The sequence below is a fragment of the Coprococcus sp. AM97-35 genome (genome assembly GCF_027697525.1).
Classification (GTDB): domain Bacteria; phylum Bacillota; class Clostridia; order Lachnospirales; family Lachnospiraceae; genus Allocoprococcus; species Allocoprococcus comes.
Genome location: NZ_JAQESL010000004.1, coordinates 101188 through 124769, shown reverse-complemented (window position 1 = coordinate 124769; position 23582 = coordinate 101188). Strand labels below are relative to the sequence as shown.

Annotated in this window: 24 protein-coding genes and 2 pseudogenes; 11 read left to right on the top strand and 15 right to left on the bottom strand. The window is 39.8% G+C overall.

Annotated elements, in window-relative coordinates; translation table 11 throughout:
* Nucleotides 1–116: 116 nt before the first annotated feature.
* The 6 genes from PG840_RS05515 to PG840_RS05490 form a co-directional block, all read right to left on the bottom strand.
* The gene (locus PG840_RS05515) at nucleotides 117–647 is read right to left on the bottom strand and encodes a hypothetical protein (RefSeq protein ID WP_005333547.1); all 531 of its coding nucleotides are present in this window, start codon (nucleotides 645–647) and stop codon (nucleotides 117–119) included.
* 2 nt (nucleotides 648–649) lie between these two features.
* Entirely contained in the window at nucleotides 650–1825 is a 1176-nt protein-coding gene (locus tag PG840_RS05510) for a MarR family transcriptional regulator (protein ID WP_023921589.1), read from the bottom strand.
* A gap of 301 nt (nucleotides 1826–2126) precedes the next feature.
* Nucleotides 2127–3317: a site-specific integrase gene (locus PG840_RS05505; RefSeq protein ID WP_270613415.1), complete on the bottom strand. Its 1191-nt coding sequence runs from the start codon at nucleotides 3315–3317 to the stop codon at nucleotides 2127–2129.
* Nucleotides 3318–3352: 35 nt separating this feature from the next.
* The gene (locus PG840_RS05500; protein WP_009265203.1) at nucleotides 3353–3547 is read right to left on the bottom strand and encodes a DUF3173 domain-containing protein; all 195 of its coding nucleotides are present in this window, start codon (nucleotides 3545–3547) and stop codon (nucleotides 3353–3355) included.
* Between the two features lie 494 nt (nucleotides 3548–4041).
* Nucleotides 4042–4281 (bottom strand): helix-turn-helix domain-containing protein, encoded by a 240-nt coding sequence (locus PG840_RS05495; protein ID WP_270613414.1) that lies wholly within the window; start codon nucleotides 4279–4281, stop codon nucleotides 4042–4044.
* A complete protein-coding gene (locus tag PG840_RS05490) occupies nucleotides 4271–4702 on the bottom strand; it encodes an RNA polymerase sigma factor (RefSeq protein WP_044925118.1) in 432 nt (143 codons plus the stop codon). Before PG840_RS05490 ends, PG840_RS05495 begins: the two co-directional genes overlap by 11 nt.
* A 498-nt stretch (nucleotides 4703–5200) precedes the next feature.
* Between PG840_RS05490 and PG840_RS05485 the strand changes: the two genes are divergently transcribed.
* Nucleotides 5201–5560 carry a helix-turn-helix transcriptional regulator gene (locus PG840_RS05485; protein ID WP_270613413.1) on the top strand — a complete coding sequence of 120 codons (360 nt, stop codon included), beginning with the start codon at nucleotides 5201–5203 and terminating at the stop codon, nucleotides 5558–5560.
* Nucleotides 5561–5791: 231 nt separating this feature from the next.
* Here the strand turns inward: PG840_RS05485 and PG840_RS05480 are convergent, their stop codons facing one another.
* The 8 genes from PG840_RS05480 to PG840_RS05445 all read right to left on the bottom strand — a co-directional run bounded on the left by PG840_RS05480 (nucleotide 5792) and on the right by PG840_RS05445 (nucleotide 12408).
* Complete coding sequence (locus PG840_RS05480) at nucleotides 5792–6691, bottom strand: sensor histidine kinase (protein WP_117836369.1); 900 nt, start codon at nucleotides 6689–6691, stop codon at nucleotides 5792–5794.
* Between the two features lie 9 nt (nucleotides 6692–6700).
* The gene (locus PG840_RS05475; RefSeq protein WP_173824819.1) at nucleotides 6701–7438 is read right to left on the bottom strand and encodes an ABC transporter permease; all 738 of its coding nucleotides are present in this window, start codon (nucleotides 7436–7438) and stop codon (nucleotides 6701–6703) included.
* A 15-nt stretch (nucleotides 7439–7453) separates the two neighbouring features.
* The gene (locus tag PG840_RS05470; RefSeq protein WP_055165788.1) at nucleotides 7454–8149 is read right to left on the bottom strand and encodes an ABC transporter permease; all 696 of its coding nucleotides are present in this window, start codon (nucleotides 8147–8149) and stop codon (nucleotides 7454–7456) included.
* Nucleotides 8127–9065, bottom strand: a complete 939-nt coding sequence (locus PG840_RS05465; protein WP_118218374.1) for an ABC transporter ATP-binding protein — start codon at nucleotides 9063–9065, stop codon at nucleotides 8127–8129. The genes PG840_RS05470 and PG840_RS05465 overlap by 23 nt, the downstream gene beginning before the upstream one ends.
* A gap of 101 nt (nucleotides 9066–9166) precedes the next feature.
* Entirely contained in the window at nucleotides 9167–9853 is a 687-nt protein-coding gene (locus PG840_RS05460; RefSeq protein ID WP_270613412.1) for a response regulator transcription factor, read from the bottom strand.
* A 169-nt stretch (nucleotides 9854–10022) separates the two neighbouring features.
* Complete coding sequence (locus PG840_RS05455) at nucleotides 10023–10925, bottom strand: conjugal transfer protein (protein WP_270613411.1); 903 nt, start codon at nucleotides 10923–10925, stop codon at nucleotides 10023–10025.
* Nucleotides 10926–10939: 14 nt separating this feature from the next.
* Nucleotides 10940–11953, bottom strand: coding sequence for a bifunctional lytic transglycosylase/C40 family peptidase (locus PG840_RS05450; RefSeq protein ID WP_270613410.1), 1014 nt, complete (start codon nucleotides 11951–11953; stop codon nucleotides 10940–10942).
* Nucleotides 11950–12408, bottom strand: coding sequence for a hypothetical protein (locus PG840_RS05445; RefSeq protein WP_270613409.1), 459 nt, complete (start codon nucleotides 12406–12408; stop codon nucleotides 11950–11952). The genes PG840_RS05450 and PG840_RS05445 overlap by 4 nt, the downstream gene beginning before the upstream one ends.
* Nucleotides 12409–12546: 138 nt before the next feature.
* On the opposite strand from PG840_RS05445, the pseudogene PG840_RS05440 reads away from it, so the two are divergent.
* From PG840_RS05440 to PG840_RS05395, 10 genes and pseudogenes are all read left to right on the top strand, one after another.
* Nucleotides 12547–12687 (top strand): annotated as a pseudogene (locus PG840_RS05440) (TnpV protein); the annotation flags it as partial.
* Nucleotides 12688–12901: 214 nt separating this feature from the next.
* On the top strand, nucleotides 12902–13489 hold the full coding sequence (locus PG840_RS05435; protein ID WP_248005109.1) for a helix-turn-helix transcriptional regulator: 588 nt from the start codon (nucleotides 12902–12904) through the stop codon (nucleotides 13487–13489).
* A 162-nt stretch (nucleotides 13490–13651) separates the two neighbouring features.
* Nucleotides 13652–13765: pseudogene (locus tag PG840_RS05430) on the top strand (helix-turn-helix domain-containing protein); the annotation flags it as partial.
* 223 nt (nucleotides 13766–13988) lie between these two features.
* Nucleotides 13989–14681: a response regulator transcription factor gene (locus PG840_RS05425; protein ID WP_055158531.1), complete on the top strand. Its 693-nt coding sequence runs from the start codon at nucleotides 13989–13991 to the stop codon at nucleotides 14679–14681.
* The gene (locus PG840_RS05420; protein WP_270613408.1) at nucleotides 14678–15709 is read left to right on the top strand and encodes a sensor histidine kinase; all 1032 of its coding nucleotides are present in this window, start codon (nucleotides 14678–14680) and stop codon (nucleotides 15707–15709) included. Before PG840_RS05425 ends, PG840_RS05420 begins: the two co-directional genes overlap by 4 nt.
* Nucleotides 15710–15736: 27 nt before the next feature.
* Nucleotides 15737–16153 (top strand): hypothetical protein, encoded by a 417-nt coding sequence (locus PG840_RS05415; RefSeq protein WP_005362406.1) that lies wholly within the window; start codon nucleotides 15737–15739, stop codon nucleotides 16151–16153.
* A gap of 180 nt (nucleotides 16154–16333) precedes the next feature.
* Nucleotides 16334–18721 (top strand): ABC transporter permease, encoded by a 2388-nt coding sequence (locus tag PG840_RS05410; RefSeq protein ID WP_090141176.1) that lies wholly within the window; start codon nucleotides 16334–16336, stop codon nucleotides 18719–18721.
* Between the two features lie 126 nt (nucleotides 18722–18847).
* Nucleotides 18848–19108 (top strand): hypothetical protein, encoded by a 261-nt coding sequence (locus PG840_RS05405; RefSeq protein WP_270613407.1) that lies wholly within the window; start codon nucleotides 18848–18850, stop codon nucleotides 19106–19108.
* Between the two features lie 5 nt (nucleotides 19109–19113).
* Nucleotides 19114–19779 carry an ABC transporter ATP-binding protein gene (locus tag PG840_RS05400; RefSeq protein ID WP_002586598.1) on the top strand — a complete coding sequence of 222 codons (666 nt, stop codon included), beginning with the start codon at nucleotides 19114–19116 and terminating at the stop codon, nucleotides 19777–19779.
* 14 nt (nucleotides 19780–19793) lie between these two features.
* Entirely contained in the window at nucleotides 19794–22178 is a 2385-nt protein-coding gene (locus PG840_RS05395) for an ABC transporter permease (RefSeq protein WP_270613406.1), read from the top strand.
* 225 nt (nucleotides 22179–22403) lie between these two features.
* Here PG840_RS05395 and PG840_RS05390 read toward each other — a convergent pair whose 3' ends face one another.
* Nucleotides 22404–23444 carry a DUF6076 domain-containing protein gene (locus PG840_RS05390; protein WP_008816376.1) on the bottom strand — a complete coding sequence of 347 codons (1041 nt, stop codon included), beginning with the start codon at nucleotides 23442–23444 and terminating at the stop codon, nucleotides 22404–22406.
* Between the last annotated feature and the right edge of the window lie 138 nt (nucleotides 23445–23582).

Sequence of the window (23582 nt, the reverse complement as noted above, 5' to 3'; positions counted from 1 at the left end):
TTCCTGATAAGATAACTGTACGCTATGACGTTCCGTGAGAGTCAATATATATTTTGCATTTTTTAGTATAACATTTTTATGATATTACGAAAAGCCGAGGAGATAGGCGATATGTATTACTCTGGAAAGAACTTGTTGAGCGTATCCAATGTCTCTTTTGCAGTAAATCCCCAAAGGATGGTACTGAGTGCTTCAATCGCAGCCCTGCGTTTCCGGTAATAGGTGCGGTAGGAAATATTGGTGATGTGGTGAGCCAGCTTATCCAATATCTCATCTGTATTTTTCATTTCCTGTGGAGAGAGAAAAGCGTAGTAGAGAATCCAGTAATACTGTTCCCCATGCTTGTGATTGTTCCGGAGGAGATCGATGGATGATTCCAAAAGCTTCAGCATCTGGTTGCTTCTGGCAATACTTTTTGCCCGTTGTTCGATGTCGCTTCCGGTAAGATCAGCCCCGGCAGCATAGATGGAGTCCAGAAATTTGTCGATGTCATTGTCGTATTGGAGCTTAAACTGGTGCTCCATCTGGTGTACGACTACCTTCAGGCTGTAGGTTGCATCCCGGTATCTGCGTAAAAACTGATAGGTGTCGTGAAAACGTGGATCTTCTTCGGGTGAAGGAAATCCCTGTGTATTGCGGTTTGCCATGTCTATTCCCCCCCTTTCAGTGCAGAAGGCTCTGCCACGGCAGGCATCTTTTGGGCAGACTCATCCCCTGGACTTACGGACAACTCAAACCGATAAGCGGCATTTCCGTAGGGACAGATAATATTTAGAGTAAATGTATTAAATATATCTTTGCAGGCTGATAATGGAGATAATATATAGCGGGTTTTGGAGCAGTGGCAACATGGAATCCCTTGTGAATCCAATAGTTCTGCGACTTTTTGCACGATAAATTTCATGTGTGAATCTGGAACGCAGGAATCATTTTTTGTAACGGTGATTTGTGAGTCTGTGACAGTTTCTGAAACGCTAACAGAAGCAGAATCCTCAATAGTGATTTCTTCAGGTACATGGATTGGTAATTGCATCTTCATAGCGATCTCCTCCTTGTCAATCATAACGTCGCTGATATTAAACATCACGGACAGGTAATTGTTGAGATAAATTACGCTTCCGTGTTTTCCTGTAAATGAGATAAGTGTAATGTATTCTTTTTCCTCCAGTTTCTTCAAGAGTCGTGATACCGATGCCTTTGACAGACTCCACCTTTCACCCAGTTCATTAAAGCTGGTAAGGGGATTTCCGGTATTATCCCGGTAATAGACAATGGGACCGGAATCAGATCCCAGGACAGAGGAATCGTTGTAAACTGCATGAATCCACAGATCCAGAATAACATCCATTTCCGAGCATTTTCCAATGCCAATTAGTTCGTGAACTTTGGCAATCGGGAAAAAGAAAAACCCTGTATCTTTTTTACAGGGATAGTTGTATTCCAATACGGTATTGTCTTTGGGCCAGTCTGATATTTTGAATTTGACCAGGCGGTTTTTGCCGAGAAGAGAGTAGGTAATGTAATTCTGCTCTTCAAAAAATCGAAGGATGGACAACGCTTGATGTTGGAAACGGCAGCGAAACCATTCCTGAAGATCTGTGACTGTGCAGATCCACTCTCCTGGACCAATGGTATAGGTAATGTGTTCCATCCGGCGGTAGGATGTGCGGTAATTTGCATAGGAGCATAATACCAGATAATAAAAAAGAAAAGAGCCCCCGGTAGTTCGGATGCTCTTGGTAGTGATTAAAGTTTGTATGAAGTCACGGTAAATGCGACAGCGTGGAAATTCCACGATTTGTTTGAGTTCTAATTTGTAATTCATGGTGATCTTCCTTTCAAAGTATATTTAATTGTAATCGGACTTTTCATAGTGTTGGTATCAAGAAGAAGCCGATGGAAGTATAGCAAGTAGTCGTGTCACTCATTGCATTTTTATTGCATTTTTAAAATTTAGATTATGTGGCTATGTTGCTCTTAACTGGTTAAAAAGCCTTTAAAATCGTCTATATGCGTTAATACTCCGTACTGTCTGTCTGGAGTTTGAATAGTTGAAGCTGAGCTGTAAAGCCTTTGTTTACAAGGGTTTTACAGCTTTTCCTTTATAGGATTGCATTTTCATTGCATTATTTTTCTTCAACTGCTCTGTGATAGATTGCTGTATGTTGATTGCTGGTATAATTAGCAATGCTTTCAGTAGCAGATTGTACTTGTAATATTCCAGTCAGCTTTTTAGCAACTTCAAGATTCGTATTTGGATACAGATGACCATAAGGGCCGAGTGTTGGCTGTAGTTTTTCATGTCCTAAACGTTCCTTGATAAGTAAAGGATTTTCGCCCATGCTGATAAGCAATGAAGCGTGTGAATGTCGCAAGGCATGAATTTTAATACGATGAACACCTGCTAAATTTGACAACTTTTCCAAAGCTCTGGGAAGCGTTGTTTTACTGGTTGGAGTTCCGTTATAACTTAGTACAAGTGGACAATCGGGAAGAACCTGTTGCTGAACACTTTGCCAAGCCTTTAGCTCATTGAGTGTATCTGAATCAATATAAATAGTACGGATACTTGCCTGTGTTTTCGGCTCAACGAATTTATAGTCCGTCATTGTTCGGTAATATAATGTTTTGGTAATGCTAAGCAAGCCTGTTTCAAAATCTATGTCTGACCAATGTAATGCTGACGCTTCGCCAATTCGCATACCAGTCATAAATAATAACCAGAACGATATAAACAGATAATGTTCATAATAGTCTTTCTTACAGAGTAAGGAAATAACCTTTTGAAATTCTTCTAATGTCCAGAAATCAACTTTGGTTTTCTTGCTTTTGATATTGCCTATCATACGAGAAGGATTTTTCTTCGCAATTCCAAGAACAATAGCTCTGTCAAATGCGATAGAAAGCATTCCCTGTACGATACGAATGTAATTAGGGCTAAAATCTTTTGCAAGTTTCAACTGCCAGTTTTGAACATGGATAGGTTCGATTTCGTCTGTTTCCATTTTGTAGAAATAGGAAAAATGTTTCTTGATGGTAGTAGCACGATTAAGATAAGTGCTTTCTTTTACCTGTGTTTTATACCATGGCAGGTAGGTTTCCTCTATAAATTGCTGAAAAGAAACGCCATCTTTTTTTGTTGTTAATTCTTCGGTAGAAGCTAACACCAGTTTTGAATATTCTTCCTTTGCTTCTTTTTTCGTTCTGAATCCACTTCGGTATTTCTGTATCTGTTTTCCGGTAATGGGATTGTAGCCTAAATTAGCTCTGAAATAATAAGTTCCGTTATCTGCTTTCTTAATAGGGTCTTTTGCCATGATTTCACTCCTTACATGATATGCAAGAAGTACAATCAATCGTTTGTGTCTGATAATGTAATCCCTAATAATTCTTCCACGGCTTCTTTGGGTACTCTGTCCAATTTACGGGATTGGTAATAAGTATGCCCTTTTTCAATCATAAGTTTTTTTGCTTTTCTTATGATGTCTGCCGAGAAAGAAGTTCCATAACCTAGTGCTATGAGGTCTTTTTTTGTTACGGTAATCATAATCCTCCTTTCCATAGACCAGATAAGGAAATCTCAATATCTTGTCTATCAGTATATCAAATGATGAGCAAAAAAGCTCTATTAAGATGATTTTTTCTTGCAAAATCGTTGTTAGATAGTTTTACAAGCAATCAGACGGCTTCGGCAAGCTCCGCTGGTATCTCAACCATTCCCATTCCTGTGGGCTGAACCGTGTCATACGGGTGTATCATTATCCTGTGTTGCAGGTCATGGCAGAACGACTTTTCCAACGGTCGCTCCCAGATCATTGCATGAATCGCTATCTCCCGATTGGAAAAGTCACGGCGTACAACCTCTGATGGCTCACTGCAAGCACAAACGTATCTGACTGCTTTATTCACTTGTCAAAGAACTGTTAGGCTCTTGTCAGCCTGTATCAATTCATTTTTACAAATGGACTGATACAGAATGATAAAAAAAAGCGGAACAGGAAAGAGGGGAGTTTATTAAATCATGCTCCGCTCAAATATTACTTAATGTTCGTCTATTTCAAATTCACATATCATTTTCAAAAGGGCTTCTCTGATACGTCCCTTTAATTCCATATCAACCACAATGTATACGTTGCCGTATTCATCGTAAAACGAGCGTAAACAGCATTTTGATATATAGGCTTCATAGAACAGCAACAGCTTTTCTATGGCGTTTTCGTTACCGTCCACGGCTGATGATATGAGAAAAAATGATGGAAGTGTGTGTTGCTTATTCTTCATTTGTTTTCTTCTCCTTTAACTGCTTTCTGATTTCTTCAAGTGAATTTCTTCTGTGCCTATATGATGTGCTTCGGTTGATATTCAGCTTTTCGCCTATCTCCGAATCGCTCATATCCAAGAAGAAAAACATCAATACAATGTTCCGGCTTTGCTCCGGCAACTGTTTCAGTGCTTCTGCAAGTTCTTCATCAAGTACACGGATTTCTGTACCGCACACATCGAACGTTGTATATTCACTTTCGTAATCGTCCCATACAATCAATTTCTCAACAACAATCTCTGGAAGCTCACAAAAGGATACTTCCTTTGCCTGTCGTCTGGCTAATTCCTTGCGGTAGTTACGGACAATGCCTTTCACAACCTTTTTGAGCTTACAGTCAAACTGACATTGTATTGTCTTTTGGAAGTCTGATGGTTTCAAAATCACACCCCCCTTCCGCGATGAAGTGAAAAGTATGTATCCCTCTTTCCGCACCATATCTGTACGGCAAGGTGTGATTTGTTGCAGGATTGAAAAAAATTTTTGTAAATATGAAAACAGCCTATTTGCATCAATAACAAATAGACTGTTTTTAAAACATCTGATATATGAGTTTTTAATTCATGTTCAAGGACTGATGATGTACTAAGAAAAAAATGGAATAAATTCGGTTGTTGGTATAGACTGCCTGTTTTACTTAGAATCACAAATTGCTCCTTGACCAGAGCAATCCTGTGAAAATAGAAAAAGGACAGCTCTGGTTATACCAAAACCGTCCCTATATTTTTGGACATTATAAAAGAGATTACCCACAGAACGGTTTTTTTTATTTACCGAACTAGGTAATACTTTATTTGAATTTATAGTGCATATAATATGAGTTTTTAATACATTCTAATCGCACAACATGAAGTATAAACTCATGCTAGGTGATTAAAAATGAGAAAAAAGAAAGATACACACAGCTTTGATTTTCGTCCTTTAGGACTGGCAATCAGAGAAGCCAGAGAGAAAGCAGGGCTTTCCAGAAATGATTTAGGCGATAAAGTCTTTTACGGAGAACGTCATATCGCAGATATTGAAAATATCGAAAAACACCTTAGCTTTCAGTTATTCCATGATTTAGTTACAATGTTCAATATATCTGTTGACGAGTATTTCTATCCAGCGAAGAATGTTGAGAAAAACACAGCCCGCCGTCAGATAGATTCGTCACTTGATTTATTGAGTGATAATGAATTAAAAATCATTCAAGGTACGATTGACGGTATCTTGAACAGCAGAGAGAATAAGAAGTGATTTGCTTCTTGTTTTCTCTGTTTTCCTATACAGATTCTTCAACATTTATTTGTTGATCTGCTCCGCAGGCAACAAATAAGAGCCGACTATCCTTATTTCTTTATCGTAAATTTACTTGTTACACAGTAATGAAAAAAGCCAATAGTTTGTAACTGAACTTTACAAACTATTGACTTTACATTTTGATGTCCACTCTTCAATGAATTATCATACGAATATATCTTCAATACTTTATAATTCAAGAGTAATAATAAGGCTATTGGCATGTACTTTTGCAACAATATTTCCGCCAAGAATGGCAACAAGTGTTTTTACTACCGCAAGTCCCAATCCTGTACTTCCATTATGTCTTGATTTATCACCTGTATAAAAACGGTCAAAAAGTCGATTGCAATCAATTTCTGAACTGTCACTCATTGGATTTTCAATGGTAAATATAATATTATTATTTTCTTTCTCCATAAGTGTTATTTTTATCGTTCCAACAGAATACTTAATTGCATTTGTCAACAGATTTTGTAAAATTCGTTCTACCATATTTTTATCAGAATATACGTATATTGAATAATCTGGGAGATTTATTTCGGGTAAAATATTCTCCTTTTCTAATGCAACGGCATTTTCCGTAATTAAATTTATTAACATATTAGATATATTAAACTTTTCTTTTTCTGGAACTGTCTGCTGTTCCTCCAAAATAGAAAGGTCATAGAATGTTTCTACCAATTCTTTCATTTTTTCGGCTTTGCTAAAAATCACTTTTACACGCTGTGCTTGACTGGATTCCCAATTTTCTTTTTGCAATAATTGTAAATGACCAAGAATGACTGTAAGAGGTGTACGCAAATCATGTGATATATTAGCAACAGATTCTTTTAAATACTCTTCATTGCGTAATACGCCTGCAACAGCCTGTCGTTGTCTGATATTATATTGATTCAATATACCAGCCAGTCTTTCTAAATCTTTATCAATCAACGAAATGTCTAACATCTGCTGTGAATTTCCAGAATTCAATTCATTAACTTGATCCGCAAGATTACGGATTTGTTTTTTTAATTGAATATATCGAAATAGCAGCATTACTAAAAATATTGTTATGATAATTAAAATCCATTCTATGTTAGACATTTTCTCCACCTATTTAAAATCACATTTACAAAATTTTATCCACGAAAGCAATACCAATATACCAGACCATATACATCCTACTAAAATAGCTATCGGTTGAAAAAAGGTTTTCATGCTGACAACGATTCTGATTTGATAAGTAGGTAAAAAACCGACTGGTAATCTCAACATCATTCCATAGCCAAGATATAAGCTAAGACCAAAAATAATAATTGCTGTAACCGAGGTTGCTTTTACAGCATCCTGTAAATAGCAACAAATAAGTATTGCAATTAGAAATATCGCACTATTAAGCAGACAAGAATAAATGATTGCTTTTATAATATTGTAAAAAAACATTCCCACGTCTGCAACACCAAAGCGTCCAAATTCCCTTATGCACCCTGAAACTGGATAGACAAGAGCCATAAGATTAAAAGCAATTAAATACGATATTATTTTACTTGTAAAAATTTGTTTTCTGGAATGTCCAGCACTGACCTCTAAGTTTATTGTTCTCTTAGAAAATTCCTGTCCTAAAATCAATGCAAGTATAGCCGATATGATGATAAGAAGAAACGTAGAATCATACACCATTCCATTAAAAATATCAGCAAGAGAAGAAGCAATTTCTTCTGTCGGTCCCATGACCTCTGTAACATAAGTATCTGCTGTAAAAAATCCTAAAATAAATATTCCAATCATACCACACCAGTAAATAGAATTATGTAACAACTGATATTTTTCCAGTTTTAATAATTTATCCATAAAAAACACCTCCGGTTATTTCAAGTCTGTATGTAAAAAAGCACTACCTGCAATGAAATATAAAATAAAATTCCATAAAAAATCTACAAACAAGCAAAAGTTTGTCGAATAGACTTTTTGCAATGAAATTAACCTAAGTTGTCCCATTGGTATTATTCTGCTGATTATTTGTGCAGATTCACTGTTCAGCAAAAAAATCATAACAAAAAATAAAACCATTGAAACTGTCAGTGTTTTCCCCATATCACGAAAAATAAAAGCAAAAAACATCGGTAATGCACACAGTGTTATCATGGCAAACAGAGTTAGTAAAACCATAGTATATGTGCTATCATTCCAAAAAAGTTTTTCTCCAATATAAAATTGACTAATAATTCCATGTACAAATAATGGAAATACCAGAATGATAATACAACCTATTTGAGATACAATTAACTTTACTCTAAATATAGAACTTCTTTTATGTCCGGCAGTAATATAAGTATTTAAAGTTCTTCCACTAAAATCACTTCCAATGAACAATGCTATAAACACTATACTCAAAAAATAGAGTAACGGAATATTGTATAATGATGCCATAATTAAGTTTGAAGAGCGTTCTTTACTATCTAACAGCAATATGCTACTTAAAAGGAGATTGAATATTCCAATTCCCCAAAAATACCAACTGTGAAACAACTTATATAACTCAGTTTTTAGGAGATTTGACATCTTTTGTTCCTCCTATTTTGCTCAAAAAATAGTCCTCCAAAGTATCGCCAGATACAGAAAGTCCTGTTACAAGAATGTGCGATTCTGCCAAAGCAGACGCAACTGTCTCTAAATCATTCAAATAATCATACAAACGAATTATGCCATCTGGCATTAGTTTAAAGTTATCTGTATGAAGATTCTCTTCCAAAACCAGAACCGTTTTCTGAACATCTGTTGTTTTAATTGCTATATGTCGTTTACACCGTTCATTTAATTCATAATCAGAAATCTCTTCTACAATTTTTCCATGGTCAATCAGAATAAATTCTGATGCTGTTTGATACAATTCTTCTAAGATATGGCTTGAAACCAAAATGGTCATACCATATTCTTTATTCAAAATTTTTAATAAATTTCTGATTTCTACAATTCCAGCAGGGTCAAGACCATTGATAGGCTCGTCTAAAATCAATAGTTCTGGTGTATTTAAAAGTGCAATCGCTATCCCCAATCGTTGACGCATACCTAATGAAAAATTGCGGACACTCTTTTTACCTGTATCTTGCAATCCAACCATATCTAATGTCCTTTTAATAACTGATTTATCTGGTATGCCTCGTTGAATACGCTGTACTTCCATATTTTGATAGGCAGTCATTGACGGGAATAGAGCAGGCGTTTCAATCATACTTCCAATTCGTTTACGCTGTTTCTGCAATTCTTCTGTTCCAGAATTTCCCCATAAAGAAAGTGTACCACTTGTTGGAAACGCAAGCCCTGTGACTAATCTTAAAAAAGTAGTCTTACCTGCTCCGTTTTGACCAATAAATCCATAAATTTTTCCTTTTTTTATTTGTAAATTTATGTGGTCTAATGCTAATGTTTGTTTATATTCTTTGGTTAAAGACTTTGCTTCTAAAATAATTGAACTCATATCCCAAACCTCCTTTACTTAAACCAGTATAACGGGCAATTTTAAAGAATTTCTTAAATCGTAATGAGAAAAGTTAAAAAAATAATAAAGCTAAGGAACGTTTAATCCTTAGCTTTATGTAGGCGGTAGCCAATGCCCCAAACAGTATCAATAAATTCTGTATCAGAGCATATCGCTTTTAATTTATTGCGTAAATTACTGATATGAACATTAAGTGTATTATCCTCAGCAATATATTCTGTATCCCAAACACTTTGAAAAAGATTCGATTTTGAAAATACTTTATCTGGATATTTCATCAACAATTCTAAAATGCCAAATTCTTTAGCGGTTAAGGATAATTCTATTCCATTCAAAAATGCTGTATTTTTCTCTAGGTCTAAAGTCAGATTGTTATATTGCAAACATTCTGCCTGGCTATTTTGAAATTGTACTCTTCGCAGATTACTTTCAATTCTGGCAAGCACTTCTTCCATATCAAAAGGTTTTGTGATATAATCGTCTGCTCCCAGACGAAGCAAGTCGATTTTATTTTGTGTAGTTTCTTTCGCTGAAATAATAATAACAGGTATCGTAAATTTCTTGCGTACATCAGATAAAATAATATCACCACTCCGATAAGGAAGCATAATATCAAGTATAATCAAATCAATTTTTTCTTTATTCAAAAAATCCAGAACATGAAGTCCATCATATTGGCAATGCACAGCATATCCTTTTTCTTTTAGAAAATCAGCCAATAACGCATTTATTTCTAAATCATCTTCAATAATCAATATTTTATTCATTAGCCTACCTCATTCCTGCAATGCTACTTTCCCATTATACATTTAAGGTTGTATTTCCTCAATACCATTGCAACCAATTATATGAGAGGGATTCTTATTTTGTCAATCTAATTGTAAGCAGAATAGTATAGATTGAATAAACAATTATCATACTATTCTGCTGTAACATTTATTCTACAATCTTCCAGTTATCGTCCTTATGAAGCACAAGCTCATACTGTGAGATTTGCGTCATTTTCGACTTGTTATCCAGATACTTTACGGACACGCTGACTTTGAGGTTGTCGCCGTCTTTGGTAAAGACAGGGTTTACCAGTTCCGAAAATACATAGTCGCCGGATACAGGAGCAAGCACACCGTCTTTGACATAGTAGGCAAGTTCCTTTTCCGTAGCTGTCGGATAGAGCTTAAAGAATGTTTCCAAGAAAGCGGTAGCGTCCTTAACTGTGTCGGAACTGACACTGACATCGGCTTCCTGTGCTTTCGGTTCATACTTTGATTTCTGTACCGCCGGAGCAAGGGTAGGATTTTGGGTAATGACCATTGCACCGTCTTTATCTACATGAACGGTCACGGTATAGTTTTCTGTGACTGCCTGTGTCTGTTCTCCCTCTTTTACCTGCTGATCTACTTCGTAGGCAACGGTAAAATCGTCCGTTCCAGATTGTTCTACATTCCAGACCAGCACATTTGTAACAGTCGCACTGGTTGGTATGTCCGTTCTGATGGTATCGGCATTCAAGTCCTGCAATTCTTTGGTAAGGTATTTACTGATTTCCGCTGTCCTCGCTTCAATGGCTTCCTTGCTGGTATCCCATGAGTAGTAGGCTTTTGCAAAGTTCTTGACGAAATTCTCAATCCCATTGGTATCGTTCAATCTTAGCTGAATGATTTCTTTTTCATGTACCGTGTGTGTGTTAATAGCGGTAAAATTCTTATACACACCAAAGCTGGTGCTTGCTAAAAGCACCGCCCACAACAGCAGGACAGATTTCTTATGTGTCCCGACTTTCATGGTACGCACTTTCTTATTCGTAGGTGCTTTCTCTGTTTTTTCTTTCTTCTTAAACATATTTCAAGTCCTTTCTATTGTTTGATTCTTCCGGCACAAATGATGTGCTGTTGCCAGTAGGCAGAGGTCAAATCAGTATAGCCGATTGGATTTCCGGCATGATACATCTGATTGTTTCCTACATAGATTCCTACATGGGTTACATAGTCGCTGGTATTATAAGTGGAATGGAAAAAGACCAAATCACCAGCCTGTGCCTGTGACAATGGGATATGCTGGGTTGCGTCATACTGTGCCTGTGCGGTTCGTGGCAAGCTGATTCCGGCTTTTCCGTAGCACCATTGAGTAAGACCAAGACCAGAACAGTCAAAAGAAGTGTTTGGATTACTGCCACCGTAGACATATTTCCAGCTTTGATACTTTGACGCTTCATTCATAACCGCTTGTACCGTTTCGTTGCTGAACTGTTTTATGTTCAGATATTGGTTGACCAGCTCCACATAGAACATGTTCCCGTAGTTATAAAGCCAGCCACCATTTTTACTGACCGCTATCGGGTTCGTATAGGTCACTTTTGTACCGCCAGATTTATTCTTTGCGAAATTCTCCGCAAGATTGAAGCTGTGCTTTTTTCCGTTCTTCGCCACATAGTCTGCATAGCCACCACCATAGTTATAAGACTGAATGACCACGTTAATGTCATTCATGCCTTTGGCTTTACAGGAAGAAAGCAGGGAAGCAAAATATTTACACCCCTGCTTTATGGATTCTTCTGTACTTAATGAGTTTGGCGGTAATCCCAGACTTTCGCTGGACTGCATGACATCGGTAGCTGTACCGCCACTTTCCACCTGTATGATGGAAAGCAGGACGTTCACATACTCCGAGATACCGTTTTCTCTGGCGTATTTTTCCACCATCGGCTGATGTTTGAGGACATCGGCTGACAGGTTCATGCCGGAATAGACAGGCGAATAGCTGTTTGAACTGTCGTCATCTTCGCCGGAAATCAATATCCCGAAAAAGAGGATGATGGAGAAAAGGACTGGAAATATCGTACCTATGATAAGGATACGTTTTAATCTCATTTCTTCCGTTCTTTCTCTGGTTGCTTCGTAACAGTCTTACGATTCTGTTTTTGGTTGACCTGTTTCTGTATGGTTGTTTTCTTTTGATTACTTCTGGATTTCGCTACATTCGGCTGGTTTGTTCTGGTAACACCTTTGACCTGTTGTTCCTGTCTGATATTGGTTCGGACAGTTTCTTTTCCAGCCTTGACTTCTGCATTTTTTATCACAGGAGAAGTAGCAGGACGCTTCATATCTGGCTTTGTAACTGTATCGGTCGGTGCAGGTTTTGGAACAGGTGTGGCAACAGGGCGTTCATGGCTTCTGGTAGCTCCGGCTGTCGCTGATCCATTCGCATGAACATTCTGTCTTGCTTCCTGTGCTTTCTGTAATTCCTGCTTTTTCTGTGAGATATTTTCCCTGTGCAGGTTACGTTTCTGTGTACGCTGTTCCTGTCGGTTTTCCCGTTCTTCCACAACGCAAAAGACAAATGGAGCAAATGCCTCAAGGAAGTATTCACGAAAGACTGGCCTGGGGTGCCCGAAAAAGTGAGATGGAGAATCAACAGCGTAAGAAAAATAAAACAAAAAACAGAGGAATGGAGAGATAAGACAATGAAAAAGCACATTTATGATGAAAGTAATGGATTAAGCTATACACTGCATGGAGATTATTACCTGCCGGATCTGGCAGTGAATGAGGAAGAACCGACCTATGGTAAATATGGAATGCTGCGGAAACAGTTCTTGAAAGAGAGGGTATATATGTGAGTCGAAAGGGTAGTTGAAAGGCTGCTCTTTACAAAGATGAAAATAAAAATTGCTGAAAAGGTATGAGTTTTGTAGTGTAAAACTCTTTTGACATTGTGTTTTCCGTTAAGTAAAATATCTTTGATAGACAGATAATGAAAAAATGATTATTCTTGGCTCAGATCAAGAGAACAAATTACTTGCGAAGGGAGGAAATTATATGGAGCTGAGTATACAGATAAAAAAATACCGAACAGAGCTTCATCTATCACAGGAGGAATTGGCAGAAAAGGTATATGTAACAAGACAGACAATTTCTAATTGGGAAAACGAAAAGAGTTATCCTGATATTCATAGCTTGTTACTTCTTAGTTCATTGTTTAATGTATCTCTCGATCAATTAATTAAAGGAGATATAGAGAAAATGAAAGAAATTATTAGCGAGCAAGAAATTAAAAAGTTTAATTATTATGGTTCCATCTATACAGTTCATTTGGCCGTGTTGATTATATCGGCAGTACCTTTGTTTATGTGGCTCGGAAGGTATGCGTATATTCCGTTTGGAATTTTATTTATTATTACACAGTACTGGGCGTTAAAGGTTGAAAAACTAAAAAAGAAAAATGATATACAAACCTATAAGGAAATTGTTGCATTTACGGAGGGAAAAAAATTGGATGAACTTCATAAGGCAGTTGAAGTGGGAAAACGTCCTTATCAAAATATATTAAAGGTTATTATCAGTGCGGGTGTTACAGCGATGATTTGCTTCTTAATTGGAGTACTGATGCACGTATTCTTGAATTAATTAAATTTAAGGATATTTTGATTTGTAGAATTATAAAATAGAGCATTTTTCTCGCAGATTTTAACCGATAGTTAAGAAATCGAAGCCATAATTAAACGAAGGCTCAATTGTAAACACATATTAGAAATACTATAATGAGAATATAAACAGGAGGTAGGAACAATGCAAATTGGTGAGAAGATAAAAAACTATCGGAAAACTGCGGGATTAACACAAGAACAGGTGGCGGATTATTTGGACGTTTCTACTCCTGCGGTAAATAAATGGGAAAAAGGAGTTTCCCATAGTTAAAGATACCACACCAAATATGATGAACCCACGCTTATACACTACCAGCTATAATAAACCGCAAGGACAGCAATTTGATACTGCTGTCCTTTCTTTTATAAAATTGCAGTACACAGAAAAAAGCTGTAAAATGATAAATATATTTGTCCTTGTAACAATTCTCGGACATTTGCCTGTTATACTATTTGCAAAAAGAAAAGGAAGTGAGGATATGAAGCAGATTTTAATTGTCGAGGACGACAGTTTTTTGAATAAGATGTTGGCCTATAACCTGACCGCAGACGGCTACGGCGTGACTTCTGCCCTAAACGCCAGAACCGCAGCCGAAGCCATACGCCAGCGGGAATTTGACTTAGTGCTGCTGGACATCAACCTGCCGGACGGCAACGGTTTTGAGCTGTGCAAACTGATAAAGCCCCAGCACCCGGACACCATTGTGATTTTCCTGACCGCTAACGATCAGGAGAGCGACCAGATACGGGGCTATGAGGTGGGCGCGGTGGACTACATCACAAAGCCCTTTGTGATCGGGGCCTTGCAGCGAAAAATCAAAGCCATGTTCGCCATGCTGGAACACCACAAACCGGCCAAGGACATTTACGACGACGGGCGGCTGTTTCTGGACTTCTCGGAGCAGACGGCTTCCTTAAACGGCAAGCCCCTGACCCTATCCCCGATGGAGTACAAAATGCTGAACCTGTTCCGTAAAAATCCCCGGCAAGTGCTGACCCGTGGGCAGCTTTTGGAAAAGCTGTGGGATATAGACGAGAAGTTTGTGGACGAACACACCCTGACAACCTCCATCAGCCGGATTCGGAGTAAGATCGAATCCGACGGCGGCGCGCCCTACATCAAAACTGTTTACGGCATGGGCTATCAATGGACGGGAGGCGAGGCAAAATGAAGTTGCAAAACCTCTCGGTAAAGCGGCTGTTTGGCCGGGTAGCAATGGGGCTTGTCCTTTCCATGTCCGGGATCACCATAGCCCTGTTTCTTGTGACAAAACAGACGGCGGTGCTGCTGACGGGCGGGGCGCTGCTGCTGTGCGCCCTTGTGGGGATTTTTGTACTGACGCAGGCGTTTGGAAAGCGGCTGTCGCAGTTTACCGCTGACCTATGCCAGACTTTAGACCACATGATCGCCGGAAATGAAGCGCCCCAGCGGCCAGAGGACAGCGAAACCCAGCTTGCCAGAATTGGACACCGGCTGGCAAGGCTCTATCAGATCATGCAGGAGAACCGCCGCCGGGTGGACGAGGAACGGCAGGAGTTACAGACCCTTGTATCGGATATTTCCCATCAAGTGAAAACGCCGGTAAGCAATCTGAAAATGGCGACGGACACCCTGCTGGAAAAGCCTATGACCGAGGCGGAGCGCACCGACTTTATCCGGGGAATCCGCAGCCAGACGGATAAACTGGACTTTCTCTTTCAGGCCCTTGTGAAAACCTCCCGGCTGGAAACAGGCGTGATCCAGTTGGATAAGAAATCGGGCCGCCTCTTTGATACTGTGGCGCAGGCCATGAGTGGGATCGTGTATGCAGCGGAGAAAAAGGAAATCGCCGTGTCTGTGGACTGCCCGGAGGATTTGACCGTTTCCCATGACAGCAAGTGGACATCCGAAGCCCTCTTTAACCTGCTGGACAATGCGGTGAAGTACACCCCGGCAGGCGGGAAAATCGCTGTGTCGGTGGTGCTGTGGGAAATGTATGTGGAGATCAAAGTGACCGACACTGGCAAAGGAATTTCTGAAAGCAATCAGGCCGCTATCTTCCGGCGCTTCTATCGTGAGGAAGAAGTACACGAACAGCAGGGCGTGGGCATTGGCCTGTATCTGGCCCGCGAGATCGTAACGCGACAGGGCGGCTATATCAAAGTGGTTTCGGAGCCGGGCAAGGGTTCGGAATTTTCCATTATGCTGCCGACTAAATAAAGCACACTTATAACAGGAGAAAACACCATGAAAAAAATCAATTTTTGCAAAGCAACAACAATCATCTTAATAATCAATGTTATTTTATCTATTGTTTTATTTTTCGTTGTTCCTGATAATATAGCAATTCAATGGGTAGGTACAACCCCCAGCAATGCAGTAGATTCTTACTATATATTTTTGGTGCCGATATTGTCAGTACTCTTTGCTTTTGCTGGAAAACCTATTTTTACAATGTTCCTGTTTAGATTGTGGAATAGAACTAACGAGCATTTAGTGACATACTTAAATTTGTGTCTGCAAGTTGTATTTCTTACTTGTGAAATCTATATCGGATTATATAACCTATGTAATTTTAATTTTGCCATTAGTATAATTCTCATTGTGGAACTTATGATAGATGTGGTGATTGGATTGAAATTATTTCACAATCAATCTATCTAAAAGATCGTGTAGTATGTTTCGGCGGACGGCCATTTCCGGCTGCCCGCCGTAAATTTTTTTGAAATGTCCGAGCGTTGTAACATTTCACCCCGATTTTCAATGAAATTTTTTGGCCGCTGTAACATTTCACGGACATTTGGGTTTTACAATACCCTTATCAAATATGGAGGTGATACAACTATGACATGGCCTTTTGAGAATGACACCAGCGCCATTGTAAAGAAATTAGCAAAACGCAATGTATCTTCAAATCGTATTTTTTGCTTTTTTAATGTTTTGACCATTGCGCTGGCAATTAGTTTGATTGTGGGAATCTCCTTATTCCAACAAGGCAGCAAAATTAGTGAACAAAAGATTTTGAATCAAATGCAGCAAGCTACCATCGGGGGGCTTACAGCAGAACAGATAGAAGTTCTGAAAAAAGAACCTGATCTTGAAGATATTGTACCCTATAAGCATAGTGATAGTTTTCTGATGGATGGGATCAAATTTGAAGCGGTTTATATGCCGACTGGTTTTGGAATTATAAAATCCTATGAATTAGTCAGTGGAACCTGTCCAGAACAGTACAATGAAATTGTAATTGATAAAAATGTTCAATTAGAGCTGGGGTATCAGCTAAATATAGGAGATACCATCACTTTACCAACGGCGGGGAGTAAAACAGAGGATTTCATCATTACTGGTTTTACTGATAATGTGGAAACAGGAACATTTTACTTTTATGTCTCCCCAGCGTATGCAGAACAGGGTGTGTTATTATCGGATATTCCATATAGTGCCTTGATTCGTGTAAATGGTGCCACGGAAATGGGACTTATTGATTTTGAGAATACAGTATATCGTCTGGCTTTATCCCAAGACATAAGCAGGAACCAACTTTATTTTAATAGCAAATTCTGTTCCTCACTTATTAGTGGATCAGGAATGGGAGGTGTTCTTTTAGCTACTCTTTTTATTGCATTTTCAAGCGGAATTGTCATATACAGTGTGTTCTACCTTTCGGTATCAAATCAAGTATCGCAGATTGGACAGCTCAAAACTATTGGCATGACAGAAAAACAAATTAAGCGGATGATTCGTAAAGAAGGGTATCGTTTCTGCCTGTTCGGAATACCTGCCGGTATTACAGTAGGTATCATATTTGCATATTTGTTAGAGCCGAATGGAATAACGATTATCAATGCCATAGCCACAAGTATTTTAGCAATAATATTAGGCATTATCATCGTACAAATTTCCGTATACAAGCCCGCACAAATAGCTTCAAATATTTCCCCTATTGAAGCAACAAAATATGTTGGAAACGATCCAGAACTAAAAGAAAGTAGAGTGCAGAATAGGAAAAATCATATTCGGCTCTCACCGTATTCTTTAGCCGTATTGAGCGAAAAGCAGAATCGAAAAAAACACAATCTGACGATTGCCTCGCTTGCAATCGGCGGGATTTTATTTATGGTTGGAGCCACTTTTATATCATCATGGAATCCAGATTCCTTTGCAAGAATGGGGAATTTGGAAGATGGAGAATATTATATTACGATTAACCACAATACATTAGTCAACCCGAAACCGTATGGTATTTCGGAGTATCAAGTTAATACGCCTTTTTCACAAGAACTCATGGAAGAATTGCAACAAATCCCGGAAGTTAAAGAGATTTATGCTACGGAGAGAACCGCAGCCATTATTGAGTATCACGATGAACAATTAGAAATTCCCATTATTCCGATTACGCCTGATAATCAGGAGGAAATTTTGAAAACGCTTCCTGTTGATTGGACATACGAAACATTGGTGAAACAAGACGCTATGGTTATATTAGGAACAAGCGTACAGAAAGAAGTCTATCATGCTTGCCCGTCAATAGGAGAAAAAGTGACATTACGATGGTTTGATGGGGCTGAACACAGCATAGATATTTTGATTGCCGGTACTTCCGAAAAAAGTATGAATGAGGGCTTTTATCTCCCCAAAGAAACCATAGAAAAGTTGTGGGGCGATATGGATTTAACAGCTTCCTTAACTTTGTCCGTACCTGAATATGAAAAAGTGGGTAAATCAGTAGAAAGCAAATTAAATAATATACTGTCCCGACACCCTGATTTGGTAATGGAAACCTTACAAGAGGTAAAAGCATCTTCGGCAAATACGATTCATAATACCAGCGTACAAGTTTATGGGGTATCTGCCTTTGTCATTATGTTTAGCATTTTTAATCTGACAAACACCTTGATTAGTCGTATCAGTACAAGGAGAAAAGAATTTGGAATATTGGAATCTATCGGTATGACAAAAAAACAGATAAAGAAAATGCTGCTGCATGAAAGTGTCTTACTGATTATTCCATGCTTGATTATTACGGTTGTGGCAGGAACCTTGATGGGTTATTTGTTAGTACGGATATTGTCTGCGAATGGATTAACTTATTTTCAATATACTTTTCCTTTTATTCCATTACTGATTTACGGTGTCTGCTTAATAATAACACCTATTATAATTTCTGCTATCTGTCTAAAAATTCAATGCAGAAATTCGTTGGTGGAACGGATCAAAATGGCAGACTGATTTTGAAATGTCCGAGCGTTGTAACATTTCACCCCGATTTTCAATGAAATTTTTTGGCCGCTGTAACATTTCGCGGACATTTGGGTTTTACAATACCCTTATCAACAAAAGTGAGGAGGCGACGCAATGGAACTGACCCCGACATTGATTTTGAATCTGGTGCTGCTGATCGTCCCGCCCGTTGCCATTGTGCTGGTGTTCCGGCAATGGCTGGCCCGGCACATCCGCTGGACGGTTGCCTTGACTGCTCTCTGTGATGTTCTCCTATTTTGGGATGAACTGTTCTACTATGAGAGCTTCGGCCTGTTCGCTGTGCTGATTCTGGTGCAGTTGGCGGCCACCGGCGCAGCAGCGTTCCGCATTTACAACAAACAAAAAAAGGATTGAATTTTATGAGCATTTTACAGACTATCGACCTGAAAAAGTATTACGGCACAGAGCCGAACATCACCCGCGCCCTTGACGGTGTGAACTTCTCCGTGGAGGACGGCGAATTTGTGGCCGTTGTGGGAACCTCCGGCAGCGGCAAGTCTACCCTGCTTCACATGATGGGCGGGCTGGACACCCCTACTTCTGGCAATGTGATTGTCCGGGACAAAGAACTGTCGAAGATGAACGACGAACAGCTTACCATCTTTCGCCGCCGCAACATCGGCTTTATCTTCCAGAACTATAACCTTGTTCCGATCCTGAATGTGTATGAGAACATCGTCCTGCCGGTGGAGCTGGACGGGGACACGGTGGATCAGAAGTTTTTGGACGAGATCGTTCACCTGCTGGGACTGGAAGATAAACTGAAAAATATGCCGAACAATCTTTCTGGCGGACAGCAGCAGCGTGTGGCTATCGCCCGGGCCTTGATCACCAAACCGGCTATTGTGCTGGCCGACGAGCCCACCGGCAACCTTGACAGCAAGACCAGCGCCGAGGTGCTGGGGCTGATCAAGCGTACCAGTGCGGAGTTCCGACAAACCGTTGTGATGATCACCCACAACAACGACATTGCCCGCCTTGCCGATCGGATCGTCCGCATTGAGGACGGTAAGATCGTGGAGTAAGGAGGTGGCAGGCTATGACATGGCCTTTTGAAAATGATACCAGCGGCATTGTAAAGCGCATATCAAACCGCAGTATATCGACAAATCGAAAAAGAAATATCTTTATTGTTTTGACGATTGTACTTGCCAGCGCATTGCTATCTGCTATTGTACTCTATGGCTTTGGGGTTATGCAGGAAACGCAAAACCGCAACCAAAAAACAGCGCAGATTATGTATCATGCGATTTCTGAACAACAGGGACAGGAACTATACAAGCAAGAAGAAATTGCGTGGGTTGGAGAATTTTTCAACGCATTTTCTGAACAGGTAAACCATTCAACCGTGAACTTTACTTATGCAAATGCAGATATGCTAACATCCCAAAGTATGCCCTATTCGGGAGATTTACCAGCTTCGGAGAATGAAATTGTAGTGCAGGAATCCTTTTTGGATAGTTTGGGCTATTCAAATGAATTGGGACAGACAATTCAAATCCCCTTTTCTGACGGCACTACCCATGATTTCAAATTGACGGGAATCTTAGATGTGAAAACCGGCGATATTGGGCGCTATACAGCCATTATATCGAAAGAATTAGTAAGACAGCAGTATGGCGACGGAGGCATGATTGATTATTACATTGGGCTGAAAGGCGCTCAAAACATGAGCGAGGAAGAAGCCACCAACTATGCAAACACTCTGGCGCAGCAATTAAAAATTTCCGATGATAATGTGATTGTCCGTTCCACATATTTTAACTTAAAGGACGAAAATCACGGAAGCGATATGCTGTTCTATTTCTTGATCGGTTTTGTAACTTTCATTGGTTCCGGCATTGTGATCTATTCGATTTTTTATATTTCAGTAGCAAGCAGTATCCGTAACTATGGACAGCTTCGCACAATCGGAACTACAAAACGACAGATCAAAAAGATGGTTTACCGCGAGGGGAAATTACTTGCTGCCATTGCTATCCCGATTGGTTTGGTTATTGGAAATGTGATTGGGTACTTCCTGATTCCTGCCGGTTGGTACTGGCTGACTACTTTATGTGTGACGGTCGGGGTTGGCCTTTTTGCATTTATTATTGTGATGATTGCCATTCATACTCCTGTAAAAAGAGCTGCGGCAGTATCTCCGCTGGAAGCATTGCGATATTCCGATTATCAGGGGAAAATGAAAGAAAGTTCCGTGTTGCACCGTAAAATAACGCCTGCTTCACTTGCTAAAATGAATCTGTCCAGACAAAAGGCAAAGTCCACTTTAACAATACTTTCTCTTTCACTCGGCGGAGTATTGGTTGTATTGATTTCGACAATGTTAGTTTCCTATGATGGCGTTGCAGAGGCAAGAGGCAGGGCTTTCTCTGTCGGTGAATTTAACATTCAGCTCAACGCAAATCAATCGTGGGACACTGCTGGTATTTCTTTGTCTGGATTGCAGCAAAAGAATTTTCTAAATGCCGATTTTATAAATGCAGTAGAATCTATTGATGGCGTTACAGGAATCAAGCACTGGTATTACACGGACGCAGAATATCGTGTAAATGGTAATTCTGGAAAATGGATTCAGGGCTTTTGCCGAGATGAACAGCAGAATTTGGAGAAAGAGCGAATTGCGGGAACGACTGATTATGATGAACTGGTGGCAGGCAATGGAATTGTCTTGCTTCAAGAGCGTGCCGATCTCTATGATATTGAGGCTGCGTTGGGTGATACCGTCGAAGTGGACTATAAAACCGAATCCGGCCAAATTCGCACAAAGGCCTATACCGTCATGGGCATTGTAAACGAATATTCTTACTCCGGCTTCTCAAAATGCTTTGCGCTTCCGGAGCAGTTTATGAATGAAGCGACCGGGATAGATTGCACAGGTACGATTTCCGTAATTACCGATATGAAAAAATATGATACGGTAGAAGCTGCATTAAATCAACTGATAGACGGAAATAGCGATTTGGTTATGGAAACCATAAAAGAAAGTATCACTTATTATAGCGGACTTCAACAACTTTCTTTCGGGGTATTGTTGATCGTGGCTGTTATTGTTGTGTGCTTTTCTTTAATCAACCTTGTCAATACGACAATCACAAACTTCTTATCCCGTAGGCAGGAAATTGGAATGTTACAGGCGATTGGTTTGAGTAAAAAGCAGCTTATCAAAATGCTGTGCTATGAGGGGTTAATGTATTCAGTTTTTGCTACGCTGGTAACATTGGTTTTGGGGACTGGACTGGGCTTCCTATCCGTACAGGTCGTTGTGAAAACGATGAATCCATACTTTTACTATTCATTTCCGTGGCTGATCGTATTGATATATTTAGCAATCCTGCTGATTGTGCAATTCACCTTGATTTCTTACACAACTGGAAATCTGAAAAAGCAATCTCTTGTTGAGCAAATCAGGACGATGGAATAACCGTATGGGATCGGCGGGGCGGCATGTGCTGCCCCGCTTTTTTCGCCATTTCTCAAAGAAATTTTTGAAATGTCCGAGCTTTGTAACAATTCGGCCTGTTTTTCTGTCGAAATCAAAGGCACCTCGGACATTTATAGTTCTTCCAAAAGTTTGATGATAATATTACCATTCATGGAAGAAGCAATCTGTTATTGCAATAATGCGAAATTGACGATAGAAAGTTTTTCATATCTCGGTCAGCTCAACAATTACATTACTCTGCTGATACAGCCAGTCCGTAAATTCTTTCGGGCTGGCCGTTCCTGTTTTTACAGCCTTTTTTCTCTGTAAGGCTTCTTTCTTAAAGTCGGAAAAGGAAGCCTGTATTTTTTCCAGACGGTCAGCCGGAAAGCCTGCGGTATTTTTTACCCGGTTTATTTTGTTGCGCCAGTTCTGGCATTCATTTTTATAAAGCAGGTCATAGTTATTTTCTCTTGACCTCTCGTCAAATTCCCGCTTGTTTTGAAGCGCCTGTGCTTTTCGGCACTTGTCGCTGCACAGCTCATACCGCTGGCTCTTTGCCAGAAAATATTTTCCACAGACCTTGCACCGCCGGAAGCAAAGCCCCCAGTCATTCAGCCTGTTCAGATAATAGGTAATCAACGGGTAGAGGGACGCATAGGCAGACACACATTCTTCTGTGCGCCGGTTGTCCGGGAACCAGAGGTCAAGCCGGGTATCTTCTGACGGTGCGCCTTTGAAATAAAGGCTGCCAGCTTGAAATTGTTTCGGTTTTCCTGTCTCCCTGTCAAAGCTCATGGTTTCGTTTTGGAATACCCCGGTCAGTCTGCTCATTTTATCCATGAAGCGGTCACAGGCAGCGTTACGGTCACGGGGTTCTCTGGCAAGCAGATAGCTGTTCCAGATACGGAACGCCACATACATTTTCAGAGGGTCGTTGCTAAGATATTTCTCCCAAAGAAATTCGCTTGCCGCCTGCTCCAGCTCCGGCTGTTTCCATCGGTTGGAGTGGAGAGCTTGCCGCAGCGGAGAAAGCCCGTATAAGTTCCAGTCTCTGTCCGTGTCACGCTCAAAGTTTATCAAAAAAGTTCCCAGTGGGCGTGTCATATCACAAAGCACCTCTGCGTTTTGGCTCCCGTTCAGACGGAAGCGGATCTGCTGTTCTTCCCCAATCAAAATCCGCTCTTTCATTTTCTTCCTGTCCAGCGTCAGGACAAACAAAATCCTCTCAAAACATGGCTCATGCCGTATAAACTGATTCTCCATCCCTATCCCCTGCCTTTGTTTATGGTAATTATATAATTCAGTTATATCCGTTACACTCATGGTATCGCAGAATCATTGTTTTGTCAAGGATAGTACGCTATGATGATTGCGGTTGGTAATTTCGTACCGCACAGTACC